We start from the raw sequence: 16,263 nt of genomic DNA on the forward strand, positions 1-16,263 counted from the left end.
GACTCGGCCCACCCGTGTGCGTGGCGCCGCCCGCCCACCCCGGCTGACGCCGCCTCGGGATCGGCCCCGCGCCCGACGCGTGCCAGGCACGCTGGATGGCTGCTGCTGCTCGCCGCAACCCGGCAGGAGTATGCCGGGTTCACGGGCTGCTGGCCGCTGGAAGCCCGAGTGCATGTAGACCCGGCGCGCTCTTTCAGCAGACAGGCGAGTCGAGCGTCAGTACAGCTCGCATCCCCACGGTTCGAGGTCGCGCATGGCGATGAAGCATCTGTGTCAGTGCGTGCCGGGGCGCATGGCGGCCGCGGCATCCGCGGCGACGGTGAGTGGATCTGTGAGCGGTCGATCTAGCAGGCGCACGAGGTCGGGCCTGGTGTTGTTGAGGAACCCGTGGCGGACACTGGTGGCGATTGAGGCGAGCATCGGCGGCTGGAATGGCAGCAGGTCGGCGTTGCCGAGTAGGCGGCTGCGGTACTCACCCAGTCCGATTGTACGGTGGGCGACGCCGAGACGATCGGCGATGTCGCCAGCGGTTATCGGGTCGCCGACCAGGTCGTAGACCTTGCCGACATGCGCGGTGGGCTCGCTTGCGACGACGGCTGCGGCAGCTGCCAGGTCGGCCCGCGGTACCACGGAGAGTGCGCCGGTCCCGAATGCTGATTCCAAGCCGTCGGGAGTCCAGGCGAGCAAGGCACCGAAGAGTTCGGCGTACAGCCCGTTGCGCAGGATGGTCCACGCGAGCCCGCTGGTCTTGATCATTTGCTCGGTGGCCCGGTGGGCGAGTGCGAACCCGAGGTGGTCCCCGGCGCTGGTCAGGCTGGTGTAAATCACGTGGGCCACGCCATCGCGGCCTGCAGCGTCGAGAAGAGTCCGGTGACGCGCGATGACCTGGTCGTCCTCGGCATACCCGGCCGAGACGAGGAGCAGGGTCGAAACGCCTGTGAGGTCGAGGGTTGCGGGGTCGTCGAAGTCAAGGTGGCGCTGTGCGCTGGTGGGAGTGCGACTCCCTCCCAGGGCAGGTACCTCCCGCTCGTCGAGCTCTGCGAGTGTCAGGGAAGCGAGCTGTCCGTTGGCGCCGGTCACCATGATCATTGCGGTTCGGTCTCCTGTCGTGGTTCTCTTCAGTAACTACGGTGAGATCCTGAACCCGCGTCCGGCGGCTCACAAGGAGGCAGTCTCGTGTCACTAAGGCACACGGAGGTAACCGCAGGAGCCGCCGAGCTCGAACCATGCGGACAGCCGGATCACCCAGACTGCGGCATCCGAGATGTTCTTGACCGGGTGGGTGACAAGTGGTCGGTTCTCGTGATCGTCGAACTCGCCAATGGGCCGCGACGCTTCCGCCAACTCCAGCGCGCCATCGACGGGATCTCCCAGCGTATGCTGACCCTCACGGTGCGCCGCCTGGAACGAGACGGCCTCGTCCTTCGGACCGTGTACCCGACCGTGCCCGCCCAGGTCGACTACCGCCTCACCGAAACCGGCGCAAGCCTCACCCACCTCGTCAAAGCACTCGCCGACTGGTCACTGGCACACCGCGCAGCCATCGCCCAAGCCCGTCAGGCCTACGACGGCGACCACCCGGACAACGAGATCCGGTGACGCGCAGCGCGCCGTCAACGTCCTGTCCCGCAACAGTTAGTCGCCCTGCCCGCCGTGGTCACGTTCTGGGGCAGGCGTGGCGGGTGCGGAGGCCGGGCCGGCAGGCTCACCCAGATATGGGCGAGCGCCGCAGCGCGGACAGTGGGCTACCCGGCTGCGGCCTCCGTTGCGCTGATCTGCCGGGAGATCGCGGACTGCGTGTTCCGAGCACCGCTGCCGCCGCCCGTGAAGGACCCACGCCGCACCACCTCGACCGTCACGCGCAGTCCGGCCAGTGCCAACTCCGGCATGATCCGACGGCGATAGGCGAGACCAGAGCCCGATCAGGCGTCGAGCCTCGGATAGTCGGCGTCCGCTCGGTAGGCGCTGTCGCGCTGGGCCTCCAGCGACGCGAGCCGCTCCCGCAGCGTGGTGGTGACTGCGATGTACGCGTCGGAGTTGAGCAGCAGACGCAGGGGCGGATCCGCCGAGGTCGCCGCCTCGATGATCGCGTGGGCTACCCCGGACTGGCTGCCGACCATTTCCTCGACTGAGATCGGTGGCATGTCGGCGGGCCCACCGCGGTAGGGATCGCTGACCGGGACACGCTCCGCGGCGTCCTGGAAGCCTGTCCGGACCATTCCCGGCTCGACCAGGATGGTCCTGATTCCGAATGGAGCGATCTCCGCCGCCAGGGTCTCGAGGTAGCCCTCGATTCCCCACTTGGTCGCGTGGTAGATCGCGAAGCCAGGGAAGGTGATGTGCCCGCCCATGCTCGACAGCTGGACGAACACGCCGCCGCCCTGCTCACGAAGGGGCGGAACCACCCTACGAGCGAGCTGGATCGAGCCGGTGAGGTTGGTGGCGATCACCCCGTCAATGTGCTCGTCGGAGAGATCCTCGGCGGCGCCGAACACGCCGTAGCCGGCGTTGGAGACGACGACGTCGATCCGGTCGTGGTCGGCGAACGCGGCGGCGACCACGTCCTCGATCTGGGCGACGTCACGCACGTCCAGACTCCGTCGCCACAGCCGGTCGCCGTGCTTGGCGGCCAGATCGTCGAGTTGTTCCGGTCGGCGCAGCGTTGCGGCGACCCGGTCGCCTTGCGCCAGGGCCTGCTCCGCCAGCTCCCGACCGATCCCGCGGGACGCTCCGGTGATGAACCATGTAGTCATGTGAGCCTCCTGCCCGTATTGGTTTGCCAGCCGCCGGTCGCGGCGTTGACCGCGCACGGCGGCGTCGGCGACTGACCCCGCGCCTGGTGGACGGCCTGGGTCAGGCCGACGTGCGGTTCGCGCTCGTCTCGCTCCAAGCCGGCGAACAGCTCCGCGACGACCTGCTTGACAGGCATTCTCTGGTCCGAGACGACGCCCGCCGGTAGCGGCGAGTCCCCAAGGGCGCCGGGAAACGTGTGTCAGCCACCAGGATCAGGTGCCCGCGATCGTGGCATGCGAACCATGATGATTGCTCAGAGCACACCTGCGCATTGCGCATGCCTCGCGGATCCGGTCGACCACCGCGCTGGTGGCCTGGTCCGAGTCGACCGGGGGAGCCGGTGCCGTTCGGAAACTCGGTTGCAGGCGCTGACGTGCGGCCCGGTCCGCTGTGGATCGGCGGATGGCGTCATGCGGCCGGTCATGCTCCTGTCGCTCGGCCACCTACTAAATCTTTGTCAGCGCTGCGGTTGATTACCCTGTTGGCCTGCGGTGGGCGCGCCAAGGTGGTCGGGTGCTCGTGTTGCGGCACCAGGTCGCGGTACTACGCCGCGGGTCACGTCCACGCGCCGAGCATCCAACGTGAAGCCCGGGCTGAGGTCAACCCGTCCACGAATCGCTCGGCTGATCATGGAGTTTGTCGCCCAGAGCGCTGTCCCGCCGGATCGTGATCCGGGCAGGTAGAGCGGCATGCTCACGGGTCCAGGATGGCCGTCTTCATCTCGTTAACCGGCCGATGCGGGCAGCCCTGAGCGGACTTCGATGCGCTTGTGGGATTGTCCCCGATCCTGAACTCTGACATTCTCCTGCGTGGACGCTGCCGCGACGGTCGCCAATCCAGGTACCGCGCTGCGGCGACGCCTTTGGCGGAGGGACCCTCGTGAAGCGCAGACGTCGCCATCTCCTTGCATGCCTTGCGGTCGGTGTCCTGGTGGCATCGACCGGTTTTGTCGGTATCCACTTCTCCGGCGCCGAGGCGCCAGCCACCGCCGCGGTCGGCGACGGTGAGATGCCCGGTGGGCTCGGCGCCCATCTGGAGCGCCTGCGCCGGCCCGCTCCCGGCAACGACGGCATGTCGCCGGACGGGCCCGGTGGCGCCGCCCAGCAAGAGTTCCTGGAGCGGGCCTATCCAGCCAACGCGATCACCATCGCCCAGCTCGACCGGTCCAAGGCGGCCTACTCCGCCGCCGAGAAGCGCTTCCGCGGCAGCCAGCGGTGGACCAACGTTGGGCCGAGCGAGGCGGTCTACCCGTTCACCGAGCACCGCGACGCGTTCAACTACGTGCCCAACGAGTACGTCGCCGGCGGCAGGGTCACCTCGATCGACATCAGCCCGGACTGCAACAAGCTGCTCTGCCGGGCGTACGTCACCCCGGCCGGCGGCGGTGTCTGGGGCACCCTGAACATCCTCGCCGCCGAGCCCAAGTGGTTCTACCTCGGCGGCCCGCTGGGCATCAACGCCGCCGGCTCGGTGAAGATCGACCGCAACGACCGCACCGGACTGACCATCTACGTCGGCACTGGCGAGGCGAACACCTGCGGCTCCGGCTGCGTCGCCGGTGTCGGCCTGTACCGGTCGACCGACGGTGGCCTGACCTGGTCCGGTCCGCTGGGCAAGGACGTGCTGGCCGGCAAGGGCATCGGCGAGATCACCATCAAGCCCGGTGACCCGAAGACGCTCTACGTGGCCACCACCACCGCCCTGCGCGGCGTGTCCAGCTCCTGCTGCACCGGGGGCACCAGGCCGGTGCCGGACGCCGAGAAGTGGGGCCTGTACAAGTCCACCGACGGTGGCAAGCGCTGGACGTTCATCCACAACGGTTCGGCGGACGCCAGCCAGTGCACCGGCAGCATGGCCGAGTACAACAACACCACCTCCTGCTCGCCACGGGGCGTGCGCTACGTCAAGCTCGACCCGAAGAACGCGAACATCGTCTACGCCTCCTCCTACGCCCGGGGCGTCTGGCGCTCGTCCGACGCCGGGGCGACGTGGGCGCAGATCAAGCCGTCGCTCAACGCCGCGGTGTTCCAGACTCGCGCCGCGATCGACGTGACCACCCTGCCGGGTGGCAAGACCCGGATGTACGTCTACGAGGGCAACATCGGCAACCCGTACTCGCGGCTGTTCCGCAGCGACGACGTGGCCACCGGCACCCCGACGTTCACCGACCTGACCAGCGCGAACCCGGCCGAGCCGGGCTTCGCCACCTACGACCAGTGCGGCGGCCAATGCTGGTACGACGTGTTCGTGCACACCCCCGAGGGGCACCCGGACATCGTCTACACCGGCGGCAGCTACGTCTACGGGGAGACGGTGGCCCACAAGCGGGCTGTCGTCCTCTCCACCGACGCCGGGGTCAGCGGCACCGACATGACCTACGACGGTACCGACGAGCTGCACCCCAACGGCCTGCACCCCGACCAGCACGCGCTGGTCACCAACCCACGTAACCCGTACCAGTTCTTCGAGGCCAACGACGGCGGCGTCATGCGCTCCAGCGGCGAGTTCGTCGACCGGTCGTCCTGGTGCGACAACCCGAAGCGCAACCTGACCACGCAGGCGCAGAAGGACCGCTGCAAGCAGATGCTGGCGAGGATTCCCTCCAAGCTGGAGGGAATCAACAAGGGCATGAACACGCTGCAGTTCATCAGCCTGTCGGTCAGCCCGCACAACGCGAACCTGCTGCAGGGCGGCACCCAGGACAACGGCACCTGGGAGAACAAGGGCGAGCGCCGGCGCTGGGTCAACACCATGATCGGTGACGGCGGCGCCTCCGGCTGGGATGTCGGCAAACCGGAGTTCCGGTTCCACACCTTCTTCGACGTCTCGCCCGAGGTGAACTTCAACAACGGTGACATCGGCAGCTGGATCTGGACCGCCGACCCGATCTACGGCCAGCCCGGCAACCTGTTCTACGCCCCGGTGGTCAGCGACCCGAAGGTCAGCGGCACCATGTTCGCCGGCACCGGACTGTCGGTGTACCGCACGAAGACCTTCGGCCTGGGCGATCGCAGCCTGGCCGAGGCCAACCGGATCTGCAACTCGTGGACCGGCACGTACGAGGAGCAGTGCGGCGACTGGGAGCCGCTGGGCACCACCAACCTGACCGGCGCCGCGTGGGGCGACCGGGCCGGCGGTGCTGTCTCGGTCATCCAGCGGGTCGACTCGGACACCTCCACCGCATGGGCGGCCACCAGCACCGGCCGGGTCTTCGTGACCCGCAACGCCGACGCCGAGCCGGCCTCCGCGGTGACCTGGACCCGCATCGACAGCGCCACCACTCCGAACCGTTTCGTCACCAGCATCCACGTCGACCCGGCCGACCCGGCCCGGGCGTGGATCTCCTACAGCGGCTTCAACTCCAACACCCCGGCCACCGTCGGGCACGCGTTCGAGGTGAAGGCCACCGGTAGCGGGGCGACCTGGACCGACCGGTCGTACAACGTCGGTGACCAGCCGATCGCCGACCTGGTCCGGGACGACGTCACCGGCGACCTGTACGCCTCCACCGATTTCGGTGTGCTGCGGCTGGCCACGGGCAGTACCTCCTGGGTGAAGGCGGCCGACGGCATGCCGAACGTCGAGGTCGCCGGGCTGACCATCGTGCCGGGCAAGCGGATCCTCTACGCCGCCTCGCACGGCCTCGGCGCCTGGCAGTTGAAGCTCAGGTAAGGAACGGATCATCGGCAACATCCCGGTGAGGGGCCGCAGCCGCGGCCCCTCACCGCTGCCCGAGCGGGCCGCCCGGCTGTGGCGTTCCCTCGGCGCGGCCTTCGTCATCCTGGTGTTCGTGCCACCGCTGCTGTTGCTGGTCTCCGGCTCGCTCACCGAACCGGGTCTACCGCCGTCGCCCACTCCGCAGCTGGTGCCCGACCCGGTCTCCACCACCGGCTACGAACGCGCCCTCAACCTGGGCGGCCTGCTGCGCGCCTCGCTCAACTCGGTGCTCGTCGCGGTCGTGGCGGTGCCGCTGAGCGTGCTGGTCGCCTCACTGGCCGGATTCGCCCTGGCCCGGCTCGCCCCGCGGACCACCGCCGTGGTGGTCGCGGCCTCCCTGGTCGCGCTCATGGTGCCGGCGACGGCGCTGCTCGTGCCGCGCTTCGCGATCTTCCGATTCCTGGGGCTGACCGACACCCTCGTGCCGCTGATAGCTCCGGCCCTGCTGGGCACGTCACCGCTCTACGTCCTGGTCTACTACCTGGCCTTCCGGGCGCTGCCGGCCGACCTGTACGACGCCTGCCAGGTCGAGGACCTGTCACCGCTACGCACCTGGTGGCAGGTGGCGCTGCCGCTCGCGCGCCCGGTGACCGCCGGGCTCACCGCGCTGACCTTCATCCTGACCTGGTCGAACTTCCTCGATCCGCTGATCTACGTCTACGATCGCGATCTGTTCACCCTGCCGCTGGCGCTGCGGTCGCTGTCGCTGCTGGACCCCACCAACTTCCCGGTCTTCCTGGCCGGGGCCGTGATCGCCACGCTTCCCGCACTGGCCGTCTTCGTCCTGGCGCAGCGGCGCTTCCTGCACGACCACTGATCGAGGGGATGACCACCGTGAGACTGAAGTCCCTGCTCGCCGTGGCGCTGTGCGGCGCGCTCGCCGTCACCGGCTGCGGCTCCGGTGTCGGGTCGTCCTCCCGCGACCAGGTCAAGCTACTGGTCTTCGGCGCCCCCGAGGAACTGGCCGCGTACCGGACGCTGATCGACGCGTACGAGGCGGCCCGGCCCGGCTATCGGGTCCAGCTGATCGAGGCCAGCGACCGCAAGGACCTGCTGGCGCGCTTGGCCACCTCCGTCGCCGGCGGTGCGCCGCCGGACGTGTTCCTGATGAACTACCGCTTCTACGGCCAGTTCGCGGCCAAGGGGGTGGTCGAGCCGCTCGACGAACGCATCGCCGCCTCCGAGGCGGTCGACCCCGCCGACTACTACCCGGTGGCGATGGACGCCTTCAAATGGCGCGATCAGCAACTCTGCCTGCCGCAGAACGTCTCCAGCCTCGCCGTCTACTACAACCGCACGCTGTTTGCCAAGTACGGCGTACCGGAACCCAGACCCGGCTGGACCTGGAACGACCTGGTCGGTACCGCCACCACGATGACCCGCGACAACCGCGGCGTGGTCATCAAGGGCACCGAGGCGGAGGGCGCCGCCCGGCTGCCCGCCGTGCACGGCCTCGGCGTCGAACCGTCGATCATCCGGCTCGCGCCGCTGGTGTGGTCCAACGGTGGCGAGATCGTCGACGACCCCGACCGACCCACCCGGCTCGTCCTGGACAGCCCTGCCGCTCGGGAGGCGCTGAAGAACCTCGTCGACCTGCGGCTGGCGTACGGCGTGGTGCCCAGCGACGCGGAGGTGGAGGCGGAGGACGACGAGTCCCGCTTTGTCAACGGCCGGCTCGCCATGCTGATGACCTCCCGGCGGGCCACCACCAACTTCCGCACCATCACCGGCTTCGACTGGGACGTCGCCCCGCTTCCGGTCTACCGGCGGCCGGTCGGGGTGCTGCACTCCGACGCGTACTGCATGACCCGGGGGTCGAGGAACAAGGACGCCGCCTGGCGGTTCATGGAGTACGCCATGTCGGCGGAGGGGCAGAAGATCATCGCGGCGACGGGCCGTACCGTACCGTCGCACGTCGAGACGTCCCGCTCTCCGGCTTTCCTCGACCCGAACCTGCCGCCGCGTAACTCACGGGTCTTTCTCGACGCCATCCCCACCGTCCGGGCGCTGCCCACCGTCTCCACCTGGCCGGAGATCGAGGACCTCAGCTACGGCATCCTGGAGAACGCCGTGCACCGCGGCGACCGGCTCGACGACGTCATCCGTGAACTGGACACCAAGAGCCGGCCGGTGTTCGCGCGAGGGGAGAACGGGTGAGCGGGGCCGGACTGGTCCTCGACGGTGTCAGTGCCGCATACCGCACCGAGACGGTCCTGCACGAGATCGACCTCGCCGTCGCCCGCGGCGAGCTGCTGGTGGTGCTCGGTCCGTCCGGCGCCGGCAAGTCGACCGTGCTGCGGGTCGTGGCGGGACTGGAGCCGGTAACGGCCGGGCGGGTGCGCATCGCCGGCCGCGACGTCACCGACCAGCGGCCCGGCCTGCGCAACGTCTCCATGGTCTTCCAGTCGTACGCGCTGTTCCCGCACCTGACCGTCGCCGAGAACATCGCCTTCGGGCTCGAGGTGCGCGACACTCCGCGCAGGGTGGCCCGCGAACGGGCCCGGGCGGCGGCCGAGACGGTCGGCTGCGCCGGGTTGCTCGACCGCCGGCCCGGGCAACTCTCCGGCGGCGAGCGCCAGCGGGTCGCCCTGGCCCGGGCGCTGGTGCGGGAGCCGGACGTGTTCCTGCTCGACGAGCCGTTGTCCAACCTGGACCTGGCACTGCGGGTGGAGATGCGCGCCGAACTGCGGGCTCTGCACGACCGCCTCGGGGCCACGATGGTCCACGTCACCCACGACCAGACCGAGGCGCTGGTGCTCGCCGACCGGATCGCCGTGCTGCGCGATGGCCGCATCGAGCAGGTGGGCACCCCGGAGGAGATCTGGCGGACCCCCGCCACGGTCTTCGTGGCCCGGTTCGTCGGCTCCCCGGCGATGAACCTGCTGCCGGCCGGCGGCCCGTTGCTGCCCACCGGCGATCCGCCGGCCCTGCCCGTCGAGGCGCAGATCGGCTTCCGGCCCGAGGCGGCCACCCTCGACGTGGGCCATGGCGCTCCCGCCACCGTCGACCGGGTCGAGGTGGTCGGCGAGGACGCCTACGTGTACCTCGCCCTCGAAGGGGGGAAACCGGTGGTCGCCCGGGTGCCGACCGCCCGCCGTCCCGACCGGGGTGCCGCGGTACGCGTCGGCGTGCGCTGGGCCGACACGCACGTCTTCGACGCCGCCTCCGGCCGCCGGTTGGCGCCGTGAGCGCGGGGAACCAGCCGGGTTGGGCAGCAACGCGATCGCGACCAGGAGCTGACACGTGAGCGCGGGGAGTGGGACGGGTCCGCGAGCTCCGGCAACAGGAGTCGGCCGCGCGGCCCGGCCCGACGCGCGCTCGCGGCGGCAACTGGCGTTGATGCTCGCGCCATACCTGGTCGGACTGGTCGGGTTGGTGCTGCTGCCGGCCCTGGTCACCCTTGCCCTGGCGTTCACCCACTACGATCTGGTGCGTCCCCCGGCCTGGGCCGGCTTCGACAATGTCACCGCGCTGGTCGAGGATCCGATCTTCCGCATCGCGTTGACCAACACCCTGGTCTTCGCGGTGGTGGCCGTGCCGCTACGGATGCTGCTCGCGCTCGGCCTGGCGTTGCTGTTGCACCGCCGCGCACCCGGGGCGGGCACTGCTCGCGCGGCGGCGCTGCTGCCCACCGCGGTGCCCGAGATCGCGTACGGCCTGCTCTGGCTGTGGTTGCTCAATCCGCTGTACGGGCCGGTCAACCAGGTGCTGCGCGTCGGTGGGGAGAACGGGTTGACCGCGCTGGGGCGCACACCGCCGCAGTGGCTCACCGACCCGACCGACGCCCGGGCCGCGATCATCCTGATGAGCCTGTTCACCATGGGGGAGACCTTCGTGGTGCTGCTGGCCGCGCGGCGGGCGCTGCCCGGGGACGTCTACGAGATGGCCGCGGTCGAGGACGCCACCGGCTGGGACGTGTTCCGCCGGATCACCCTGCCGCTCATGGCGCCGGTACTCGCCCTGTTGGCGGTCCGCGACGCCATCGCCAGCCTGCACTTCACGTTCGTGCCGGCGTTCGTGGTGACCGACGGTGGCCCGCCCCCGTACGCCACCACCTACCTGTCGCTGTTCGTGTACCAGACCGGCTTCGAGTACCTGCGCTACGGCTATGCGGCGGCGGCCACGCTGGTGATGATGGTGCTCACCCTGGCCGCGGTGCTGGTGCAGTGGCGGCTGATCCGTCGCTACCGACGCTTCTACCCGCGCTAGCGGGAACCGCGGCGGATGACGGTGCGTCCCAGATGACGGAGGTGCGCTGCCCATGCGTCGAGCGTCGATCGTGCTGACCGCGGTCGGGGTGCTGGTGTTGATGACCGCCTGCGGTCTGGCTGGCGACCCTGGGCTACGGCCGGCCGCCCCACCCACCGGTCCACCGCCGCCGAGAAAGGTGCCGACCATCGAGCCCTCGCCCGCTGGCGGCTCCGGCGTCGCGCCGTCGACCAACCCGGGTGGGTCGGCCGGGCGGCCCCCGCCGGACCGCGGCGGTGGCGTGCCGCCCCCGCCATCCGGCGGGGAGATCCCGGGCGGACTGCCGTGGGGCGGGCGCACACTCACCGGCACCGTGAAACGCTCGGGCGGGTGCACCACGCTGGTGGTCGGGACGCGGCGCTGGGCGTTGACCGGTGCGGCGGCCGAGGCACTGAACCCGGGTGACCGGGTTACCGTGCACGGCGCGCTGGCGCCGAGGCCGGCCGCCTGTGCCGACCGTGACCTGGCGCAGACCGTCGCCGTCGCCCGCGTCGACCTGGCCTGACCCAGCGGTGCTCGGTCATCTCCTCGTTCAACGCGGTCTCCAGATGTACCGTGCCAAAACTCGCTCGGTGGCCTTGTGATGAGCGAGTCGATTGCTCGGCGGCTGGGTATGGTCGATGTGCAGATGGTGTTTCGGCAGCTCGGTTCCAGGTAATTGATCTGTATGGCGGAGTTTGACGACAGCGCGAGGCCAGGTCATCTGAGGGTCATGACCCTCAACCTGCTTTCGGCGGATCATGCCCACTGGGAACGTCGTCGTTCGGTGTTACAGGCGGGTCTGGCAAGCTTGCGCCCGGACCTGGTCGCCCTGCAGGAAACGGTCTGGGGTAATGGCTATGACCAAGCTCCGGACCTGCTCGGCCCTGACTATCACATCGTTCGTCACTCCGGGCGCTCTGCTGACGGCGTCGGCGCTGCTCTCGCCAGCCGATGGCCGGTCGGTACCGTACGTGAGGTTGACCTGCACGTCACCGACCGCGTGGACCTGCCATGGTGCGCCGCCGTCGTGGCCGAGATCGAAGCGCCACCGCCGATCGGGCCCTTGTTGTTCGTTCACCACAAGCCGACCTACCACGTGGGTTACGCCTACGAACGCGAGCTGCAAGCGGTCGTCTGTGCCGAGTTCATCGAGGAGCAACTCGGCAGCCGGGACATGCACGTGGTGTTGGCCGGGGATTTCGATGACACTCCAGACTCTGCCAGCATGAGATTCTGGACCGGCAAGCAGTCGCTGTGCCGACGCAGCGTCGCGTACCGGGATGCCTGGTCTGCGATACACCCAGACGAACCCGGCCACACGTTCACACCGCTGAACCCACTCGTGCAGGCCGGCGAGATGTCGCTGGAGCTGGGACGCCGCATCGACTACGTCATGGTTCGCTGCGGCATCCACGGCCCGACCCTGGACATCGTCGACTGCCGGCTGGCCTTCGACGAACCGGTCGACAAGGTGTGGGCCACTGATCATTTCGGAATGGTCGCCGATCTGGCGACACCCGAACATCCACCCGGTGCCTGGCGCTCCTCGTCAACCGCACTCGGAGCAACCGCAGGCTGGAATTGTATGCGCTCATAGCCGCCGATCGAGCACCGACCGGAGTTGTGTCCGGCTGACCCGAGAGGATGAGTGACCGCAGGTCAGCCGCTGTCGCGTGGAGGGCATGGCGGTCAGGACCAGCATCCATCGGCACGCCTGCTCGGGCAGGACCACTGTGCCGACGGAGGCGGTAACCGTCGGGCATGGTCTGCCGGGTGCCCTCATCCGGTCACGCTACCGCTGAATCAACATGTGGCGGGTCAGCGCCCATCGGGCGGCCCGCCCGGGGCGCTCCAGCTGGCTGTGCTGCCGCTCAGTCCAGCCAGCAGATCACCGCGTCGCCATCCTTGGCGGCTGCCGCGAAGAAGCTTCGGACGCCTGGCAGATAGTGGGCTACCCATGCCAGCTCGCCGGGTCTTTCCCAGACTCCGGGGTAGATTTCGGCCCGGTCCAACTCCTGCGGGTCGACGCCGCGGATGAGCTCGTCTTCGGTGAGCGCAGCCAGTTGCGAGGCTGCAACTGCTACCTGGACCGGTGTCAGATAGGAGGGCGGCCCGTAGCCCCAGTCGTCTTCGAGGTTTTCCAGAAAGTCGAGCATCTCGTCGCTGTCGGGTTCGACGTCCGGCAGTTCCACAAACGCCTCCGCTCCTAGGACCAGTGGAATCTCGAAGTCAAGCCGGTCGAGGAGGAAATCGAGTCCGTTCCATGCCTTGTCCGTGGTGCTCCAGCGTTCGGAGTTGTCGTCCCGCTCCGCCCTGGCAAGTCGGTGGGCCCAAGCGAGGTCGGTCTTGGCCTGCTCCAGTTCGTCCGGGGAAACGCGCAGCCAGTTGCCGTTTATGCTCACGGCGCCAGCCTAAAGGCGGGCTACGACGTTTACCCCAGCAGCGGGCGACGAGCTCCGGCAACCCGGCGGTCCGTCATCCGCTCGCGGCCGTGGTGGGAAGGGCACGCCGGGAGCCGCGGCCGCTTTGGTCACCGGGCAACGGCGGCTCGCCGACGAATTCGTGACGCTGGGTTTCGGCGCGAAACCTGGATGCTTGCCGGCGACGTATGCGTATGGAACCCGCGTGGCTACCCCAGCGAAGCAGAGGGACACCGTCACCGGCTTCGGTTCGGCGGGCCCCACGCCTTGGCGGACTCGCTTTCGTCGAGCCGCGTGCTCGTCGGGAAGGCCGTGCATCTCGTCGGTAACGAGCCGCTTGTTCACAGCCTCGTGCAGGGCCGGGGAAACTGCTTGTCGGTAGGCGCTCTGCTTGCCTAGCCTGCTGGGTGTGCGGGCCCTTCACCTTCCGACTCGCCGGGTGTGCCGGTGAGCGGTCGTCTTCGTGAGATTGCTCGGCAGACAGTGTCGATCGCCGAGTCGGGACGCTACCGCAATGGTGCCGGTGATGAGGTCGCCATCGGCGCGACGGTACGTGTCGCGGTTGCCGGCACTCGTCTTTACCTGCCGGACGAGGTGCTCGTGGTGGGGGACGCGGAGCCCGGTGCCGGCGAGGTGGAGGTGACGTACGAGTCGACGTTGCAGGCGGCCTACCGGCTCGGGTCTGGTGCGGCGTGTCTGGTGTTCGCGTCGGCGAAGAATCCGGGTGGCGGGTTCCTGGGTGGGGCGAAGGCACAGGAGGAGAGCATCGCTCGCTCGTCGGCGCTGTACCCGTGCCTACTGGCCGCGCCGGAGTTCTATGCGTTCCACCGCGGGCAGCGGGATCTGCGTTACAGCGACCGGGTCATCTACTCCCCGGGTGTGCCGGTGTTCCGGGATGACAAGGGCAACCTGCTCGACCAGCCGTACACGACGTCGTTTCTGACCGCTGCGGCGCCGAACCTGGGCGCGATCCTCCGCAACCAGCCCGAGCACGCTGCGGATGTGCCGGCGGTGCTGGTCCGGCGTGCCCGGCGGGTGCTGGAGGTCGCGGCTGCGCACGGGCATCGGACGGTGGTGTTGGGCGCGTGGGGGTGCGGGGTGTTCGGCAACGATCCCGCCACGGTTGCCGACGCGTTCGCCGACGCGCTGCGGGTGGTCGACCGATTCGACCACGTGGTGTTCGCCATCCGCGATGGCCCGCCGGGCACACCCGTGTATCGCACGTTCACAGAACGTTTTCCAGGAACTGCTGTGGAAGTGGCGTGGTGACGATCGGGGGTGAGCGTCGCAGGGGCCGGCGGACCCCGCAGGAGAAGAAGCAGCTCAGCTACGAGCGCGCCGGAGGTCGCCCGCGCCGGCAGCCTGGCCGCCGCGTTGCGACGGGCCGGCGCCGAGGTCGGTGTGGATGTTGGCGACGTGACAGCCAACGACAGTAACCCCCTGTCGTATGCGGAGGTGGTCAGTGTCGCGCCGGAGCGGGAGACGCTGAGCGTTTCCGTCGGTCACATCGAGCGGTACTTCTCGGTGGACGGGTGGGGGCAGGGCGTCCAACTGCTCACTGGCAGCACCGGCGACCTGGCCGAGGTGGCGCGGCTGGCACAAGCATGGCGCGCCGGCCTACCGCTGGTCGAGATCCAACGCCGGGCATCTTTCGTCAGGGTCAGCGAGCGGGCGCTGGCCCACGAGCACGGCCCGGAGCACGTCGTGGCGTACCAGTGGCGCCAGCTTTTCGCCGATGTTGAGGAGCGAGCGGACTGGCCCGAGTTCGGCGAGTTGGTCCGGGCGGCGTACGGCGAGCCGAGGCTTCGCCAGTTGTATGTCTACACCAGCCACTGGTCGATTGAGTTTTCCACCTGTACCGGGTACCCCTTTTCTCATGGCGGGGTGCCGCATGTGCATGCGGCGGGCGACCGGTTGTCCTATCGGGTCGTCTCGCCGTGTGGTGTCTTGATCGGGGAGACGACGACGCCGCAGGAGGCGGTTGCGTTGGCGGTACGTCACCTGCCCGACGAAACCGGCCCGGCGGTCTCCGGGGCGGGCATGGCAGCGCCGGCCGATCCGTGGTGGGAGGAGGCGGCGCGCCGGTGTGGTCGGGACATCTGCGGCGATCTGCCCCGGCTTCTGCTTCGAGGGGTCACGGTCGCCCATTGGGATGCCGTGTTCGACTGGGTCGGTGACGGGCGGCCGCGGCGGTACGCCGAGGGTGGCGTCGAGCGGCCCTTGCCCACTGCGGCAGTGGTGTTCGCGCGACCCGCCGACGCTCCGCCCGCGACCCTTCAGATGTCCTGGCACCCTGCCGCACCCGATCTGACCTTCCATCCGGTCTCCGCCACCGAGCTCTGCTTCGACGTCGACCTGCACGCGATTCCCGACGGAGCCGCCCGGCTCTGGACACTGCTCGAGCTCACCGACGAACTTTGGTCGAAGACGCAGCTCACCGGGCCCTTCCTGATGGCCCCGCAAGGCGAGCCGTCCCGCCCGATACTCGCGGTGCAGGCGCTGAGCGGCGTCCGTCTGCGCCTGCTGGACTGATCCGCCCGCCCCAGGCCGGGTCGACTTTGGTCAACTGCTTCAAGGGTGGGTCGACGTCCTGCACCTGCCGGACGACCCACCCGAGTGGCCCCGTAATCGGCCAGACGGGGCCGTTCGAGGTGCTGCAACACCGGCCCGGCCCGGCGCGGTTGTTTCCGTCGGACGCCGGAATGCGCGGCCGGCGGACCCGCTTTTCCCGCTGGTCGGGTGTGGAATGGTGCGCGATCGCCAGGCGCTACCCCGAGGGCACACTCGTCGTGGGAACCGTCACGAACGGTTCCCAGGAACCGTCAGTACCCGGTCACGTTCGACGTTTGCTGGTCGGCGGTCGGGTACAAGGACAACACCGTCGGCCGGCTAGACCGGCCCGTTCCGTGCGACCCGCCTGCTGGGGTGGACCCACCGGATCCTGCTGACGCCAGCAGTGTAGGTGTTCGGGACTGCTCTCCGAGTACCACCTGACGCGACAGATCCGGATATCGGTTCAGGTTGGGTTGGGCCTTGGCATAGCTCACAGCGGGGCGCTATGCTCCGCCGCGATGAATCTCTCTCTCAGATTGGGGGTCCGGTT

15 protein-coding genes are annotated in these 16,263 nt (G+C 69.2%); 10 read left to right on the forward strand and 5 right to left on the reverse strand.

Going from position 1 to position 16,263, the window contains the following annotated elements; translation table 11 throughout:
- Positions 1–273: 273 nt before the first annotated feature.
- Positions 274–1,089 carry an NAD(P)H-binding protein gene (locus E1182_RS02930; protein ID WP_132261053.1) on the reverse strand — a complete coding sequence of 272 codons (816 nt, stop codon included), beginning with the start codon at positions 1,087–1,089 and terminating at the stop codon, positions 274–276.
- 189 nt (positions 1,090–1,278) lie between these two features.
- On the opposite strand from E1182_RS02930, the gene E1182_RS02935 reads away from it, so the two are divergent.
- Complete coding sequence (locus E1182_RS02935) at positions 1,279–1,599, forward strand: helix-turn-helix domain-containing protein (protein WP_243704851.1); 321 nt, start codon at positions 1,279–1,281, stop codon at positions 1,597–1,599.
- A gap of 146 nt (positions 1,600–1,745) precedes the next feature.
- On the opposite strand, the gene E1182_RS32905 is transcribed toward E1182_RS02935, so the two are convergent.
- Genes E1182_RS32905 through E1182_RS02945 form a run of 3 tightly spaced genes read right to left on the reverse strand, consistent with a single transcriptional unit; the run spans position 1,746 to position 2,929 of the window.
- The gene (locus E1182_RS32905) at positions 1,746–1,889 is read right to left on the reverse strand and encodes a LysR family transcriptional regulator (protein ID WP_371687506.1); all 144 of its coding nucleotides are present in this window, start codon (positions 1,887–1,889) and stop codon (positions 1,746–1,748) included.
- A gap of 33 nt (positions 1,890–1,922) precedes the next feature.
- On the reverse strand, positions 1,923–2,753 hold the full coding sequence (locus E1182_RS02940; RefSeq protein ID WP_132261055.1) for an SDR family oxidoreductase: 831 nt from the start codon (positions 2,751–2,753) through the stop codon (positions 1,923–1,925).
- On the reverse strand, positions 2,750–2,929 hold the full coding sequence (locus E1182_RS02945) for a hypothetical protein (protein ID WP_132261056.1): 180 nt from the start codon (positions 2,927–2,929) through the stop codon (positions 2,750–2,752). Before E1182_RS02945 ends, E1182_RS02940 begins: the two co-directional genes overlap by 4 nt.
- A 743-nt stretch (positions 2,930–3,672) precedes the next feature.
- On the opposite strand from E1182_RS02945, the gene E1182_RS02950 reads away from it, so the two are divergent.
- The 7 genes from E1182_RS02950 (at position 3,673) to E1182_RS02980 (ending at position 12,337) form a co-directional block, all read left to right on the forward strand.
- Complete coding sequence (locus E1182_RS02950; RefSeq protein ID WP_132261057.1) at positions 3,673–6,465, forward strand: sialidase family protein; 2,793 nt, start codon at positions 3,673–3,675, stop codon at positions 6,463–6,465.
- Between the two features lie 25 nt (positions 6,466–6,490).
- Complete coding sequence (locus E1182_RS02955) at positions 6,491–7,327, forward strand: carbohydrate ABC transporter permease (protein WP_132261058.1); 837 nt, start codon at positions 6,491–6,493, stop codon at positions 7,325–7,327.
- An 8-nt stretch (positions 7,328–7,335) separates the two neighbouring features.
- Positions 7,336–8,667, forward strand: a complete 1,332-nt coding sequence (locus E1182_RS02960) for a sugar ABC transporter substrate-binding protein (protein ID WP_132261059.1) — start codon at positions 7,336–7,338, stop codon at positions 8,665–8,667.
- Entirely contained in the window at positions 8,664–9,698 is a 1,035-nt protein-coding gene (locus E1182_RS02965; protein WP_132261060.1) for an ABC transporter ATP-binding protein, read from the forward strand. Before E1182_RS02960 ends, E1182_RS02965 begins: the two co-directional genes overlap by 4 nt.
- A 151-nt stretch (positions 9,699–9,849) precedes the next feature.
- A complete protein-coding gene (locus tag E1182_RS02970) occupies positions 9,850–10,719 on the forward strand; it encodes a carbohydrate ABC transporter permease (RefSeq protein ID WP_132261061.1) in 870 nt (289 codons plus the stop codon).
- A gap of 52 nt (positions 10,720–10,771) precedes the next feature.
- Positions 10,772–11,263 (forward strand): hypothetical protein, encoded by a 492-nt coding sequence (locus E1182_RS02975; RefSeq protein WP_132261062.1) that lies wholly within the window; start codon positions 10,772–10,774, stop codon positions 11,261–11,263.
- A gap of 207 nt (positions 11,264–11,470) precedes the next feature.
- Positions 11,471–12,337: an endonuclease/exonuclease/phosphatase family protein gene (locus tag E1182_RS02980; RefSeq protein ID WP_165942487.1), complete on the forward strand. Its 867-nt coding sequence runs from the start codon at positions 11,471–11,473 to the stop codon at positions 12,335–12,337.
- Positions 12,338–12,611: 274 nt separating this feature from the next.
- On the opposite strand, the gene E1182_RS02985 is transcribed toward E1182_RS02980, so the two are convergent.
- Positions 12,612–13,142 (reverse strand): YfbM family protein, encoded by a 531-nt coding sequence (locus E1182_RS02985; protein ID WP_132261064.1) that lies wholly within the window; start codon positions 13,140–13,142, stop codon positions 12,612–12,614.
- 465 nt (positions 13,143–13,607) lie between these two features.
- Here E1182_RS02985 and E1182_RS02990 point away from each other — a divergent pair, with 465 nt between their 5' ends.
- Together E1182_RS02990 and E1182_RS02995 are read left to right on the forward strand one after the other, a co-directional pair.
- Positions 13,608–14,429 (forward strand): TIGR02452 family protein, encoded by an 822-nt coding sequence (locus E1182_RS02990; RefSeq protein ID WP_132261065.1) that lies wholly within the window; start codon positions 13,608–13,610, stop codon positions 14,427–14,429.
- Positions 14,430–14,576: 147 nt separating this feature from the next.
- On the forward strand, positions 14,577–15,692 hold the full coding sequence (locus E1182_RS02995) for a DUF6193 family natural product biosynthesis protein (protein ID WP_132261066.1): 1,116 nt from the start codon (positions 14,577–14,579) through the stop codon (positions 15,690–15,692).
- Positions 15,693–16,263 lie beyond the last annotated feature (571 nt).

Source organism: Micromonospora sp. KC721, from assembly GCF_004348355.1.
In the GTDB taxonomy this organism is placed as follows: Bacteria; Actinomycetota; Actinomycetes; order Mycobacteriales; family Micromonosporaceae; genus Micromonospora.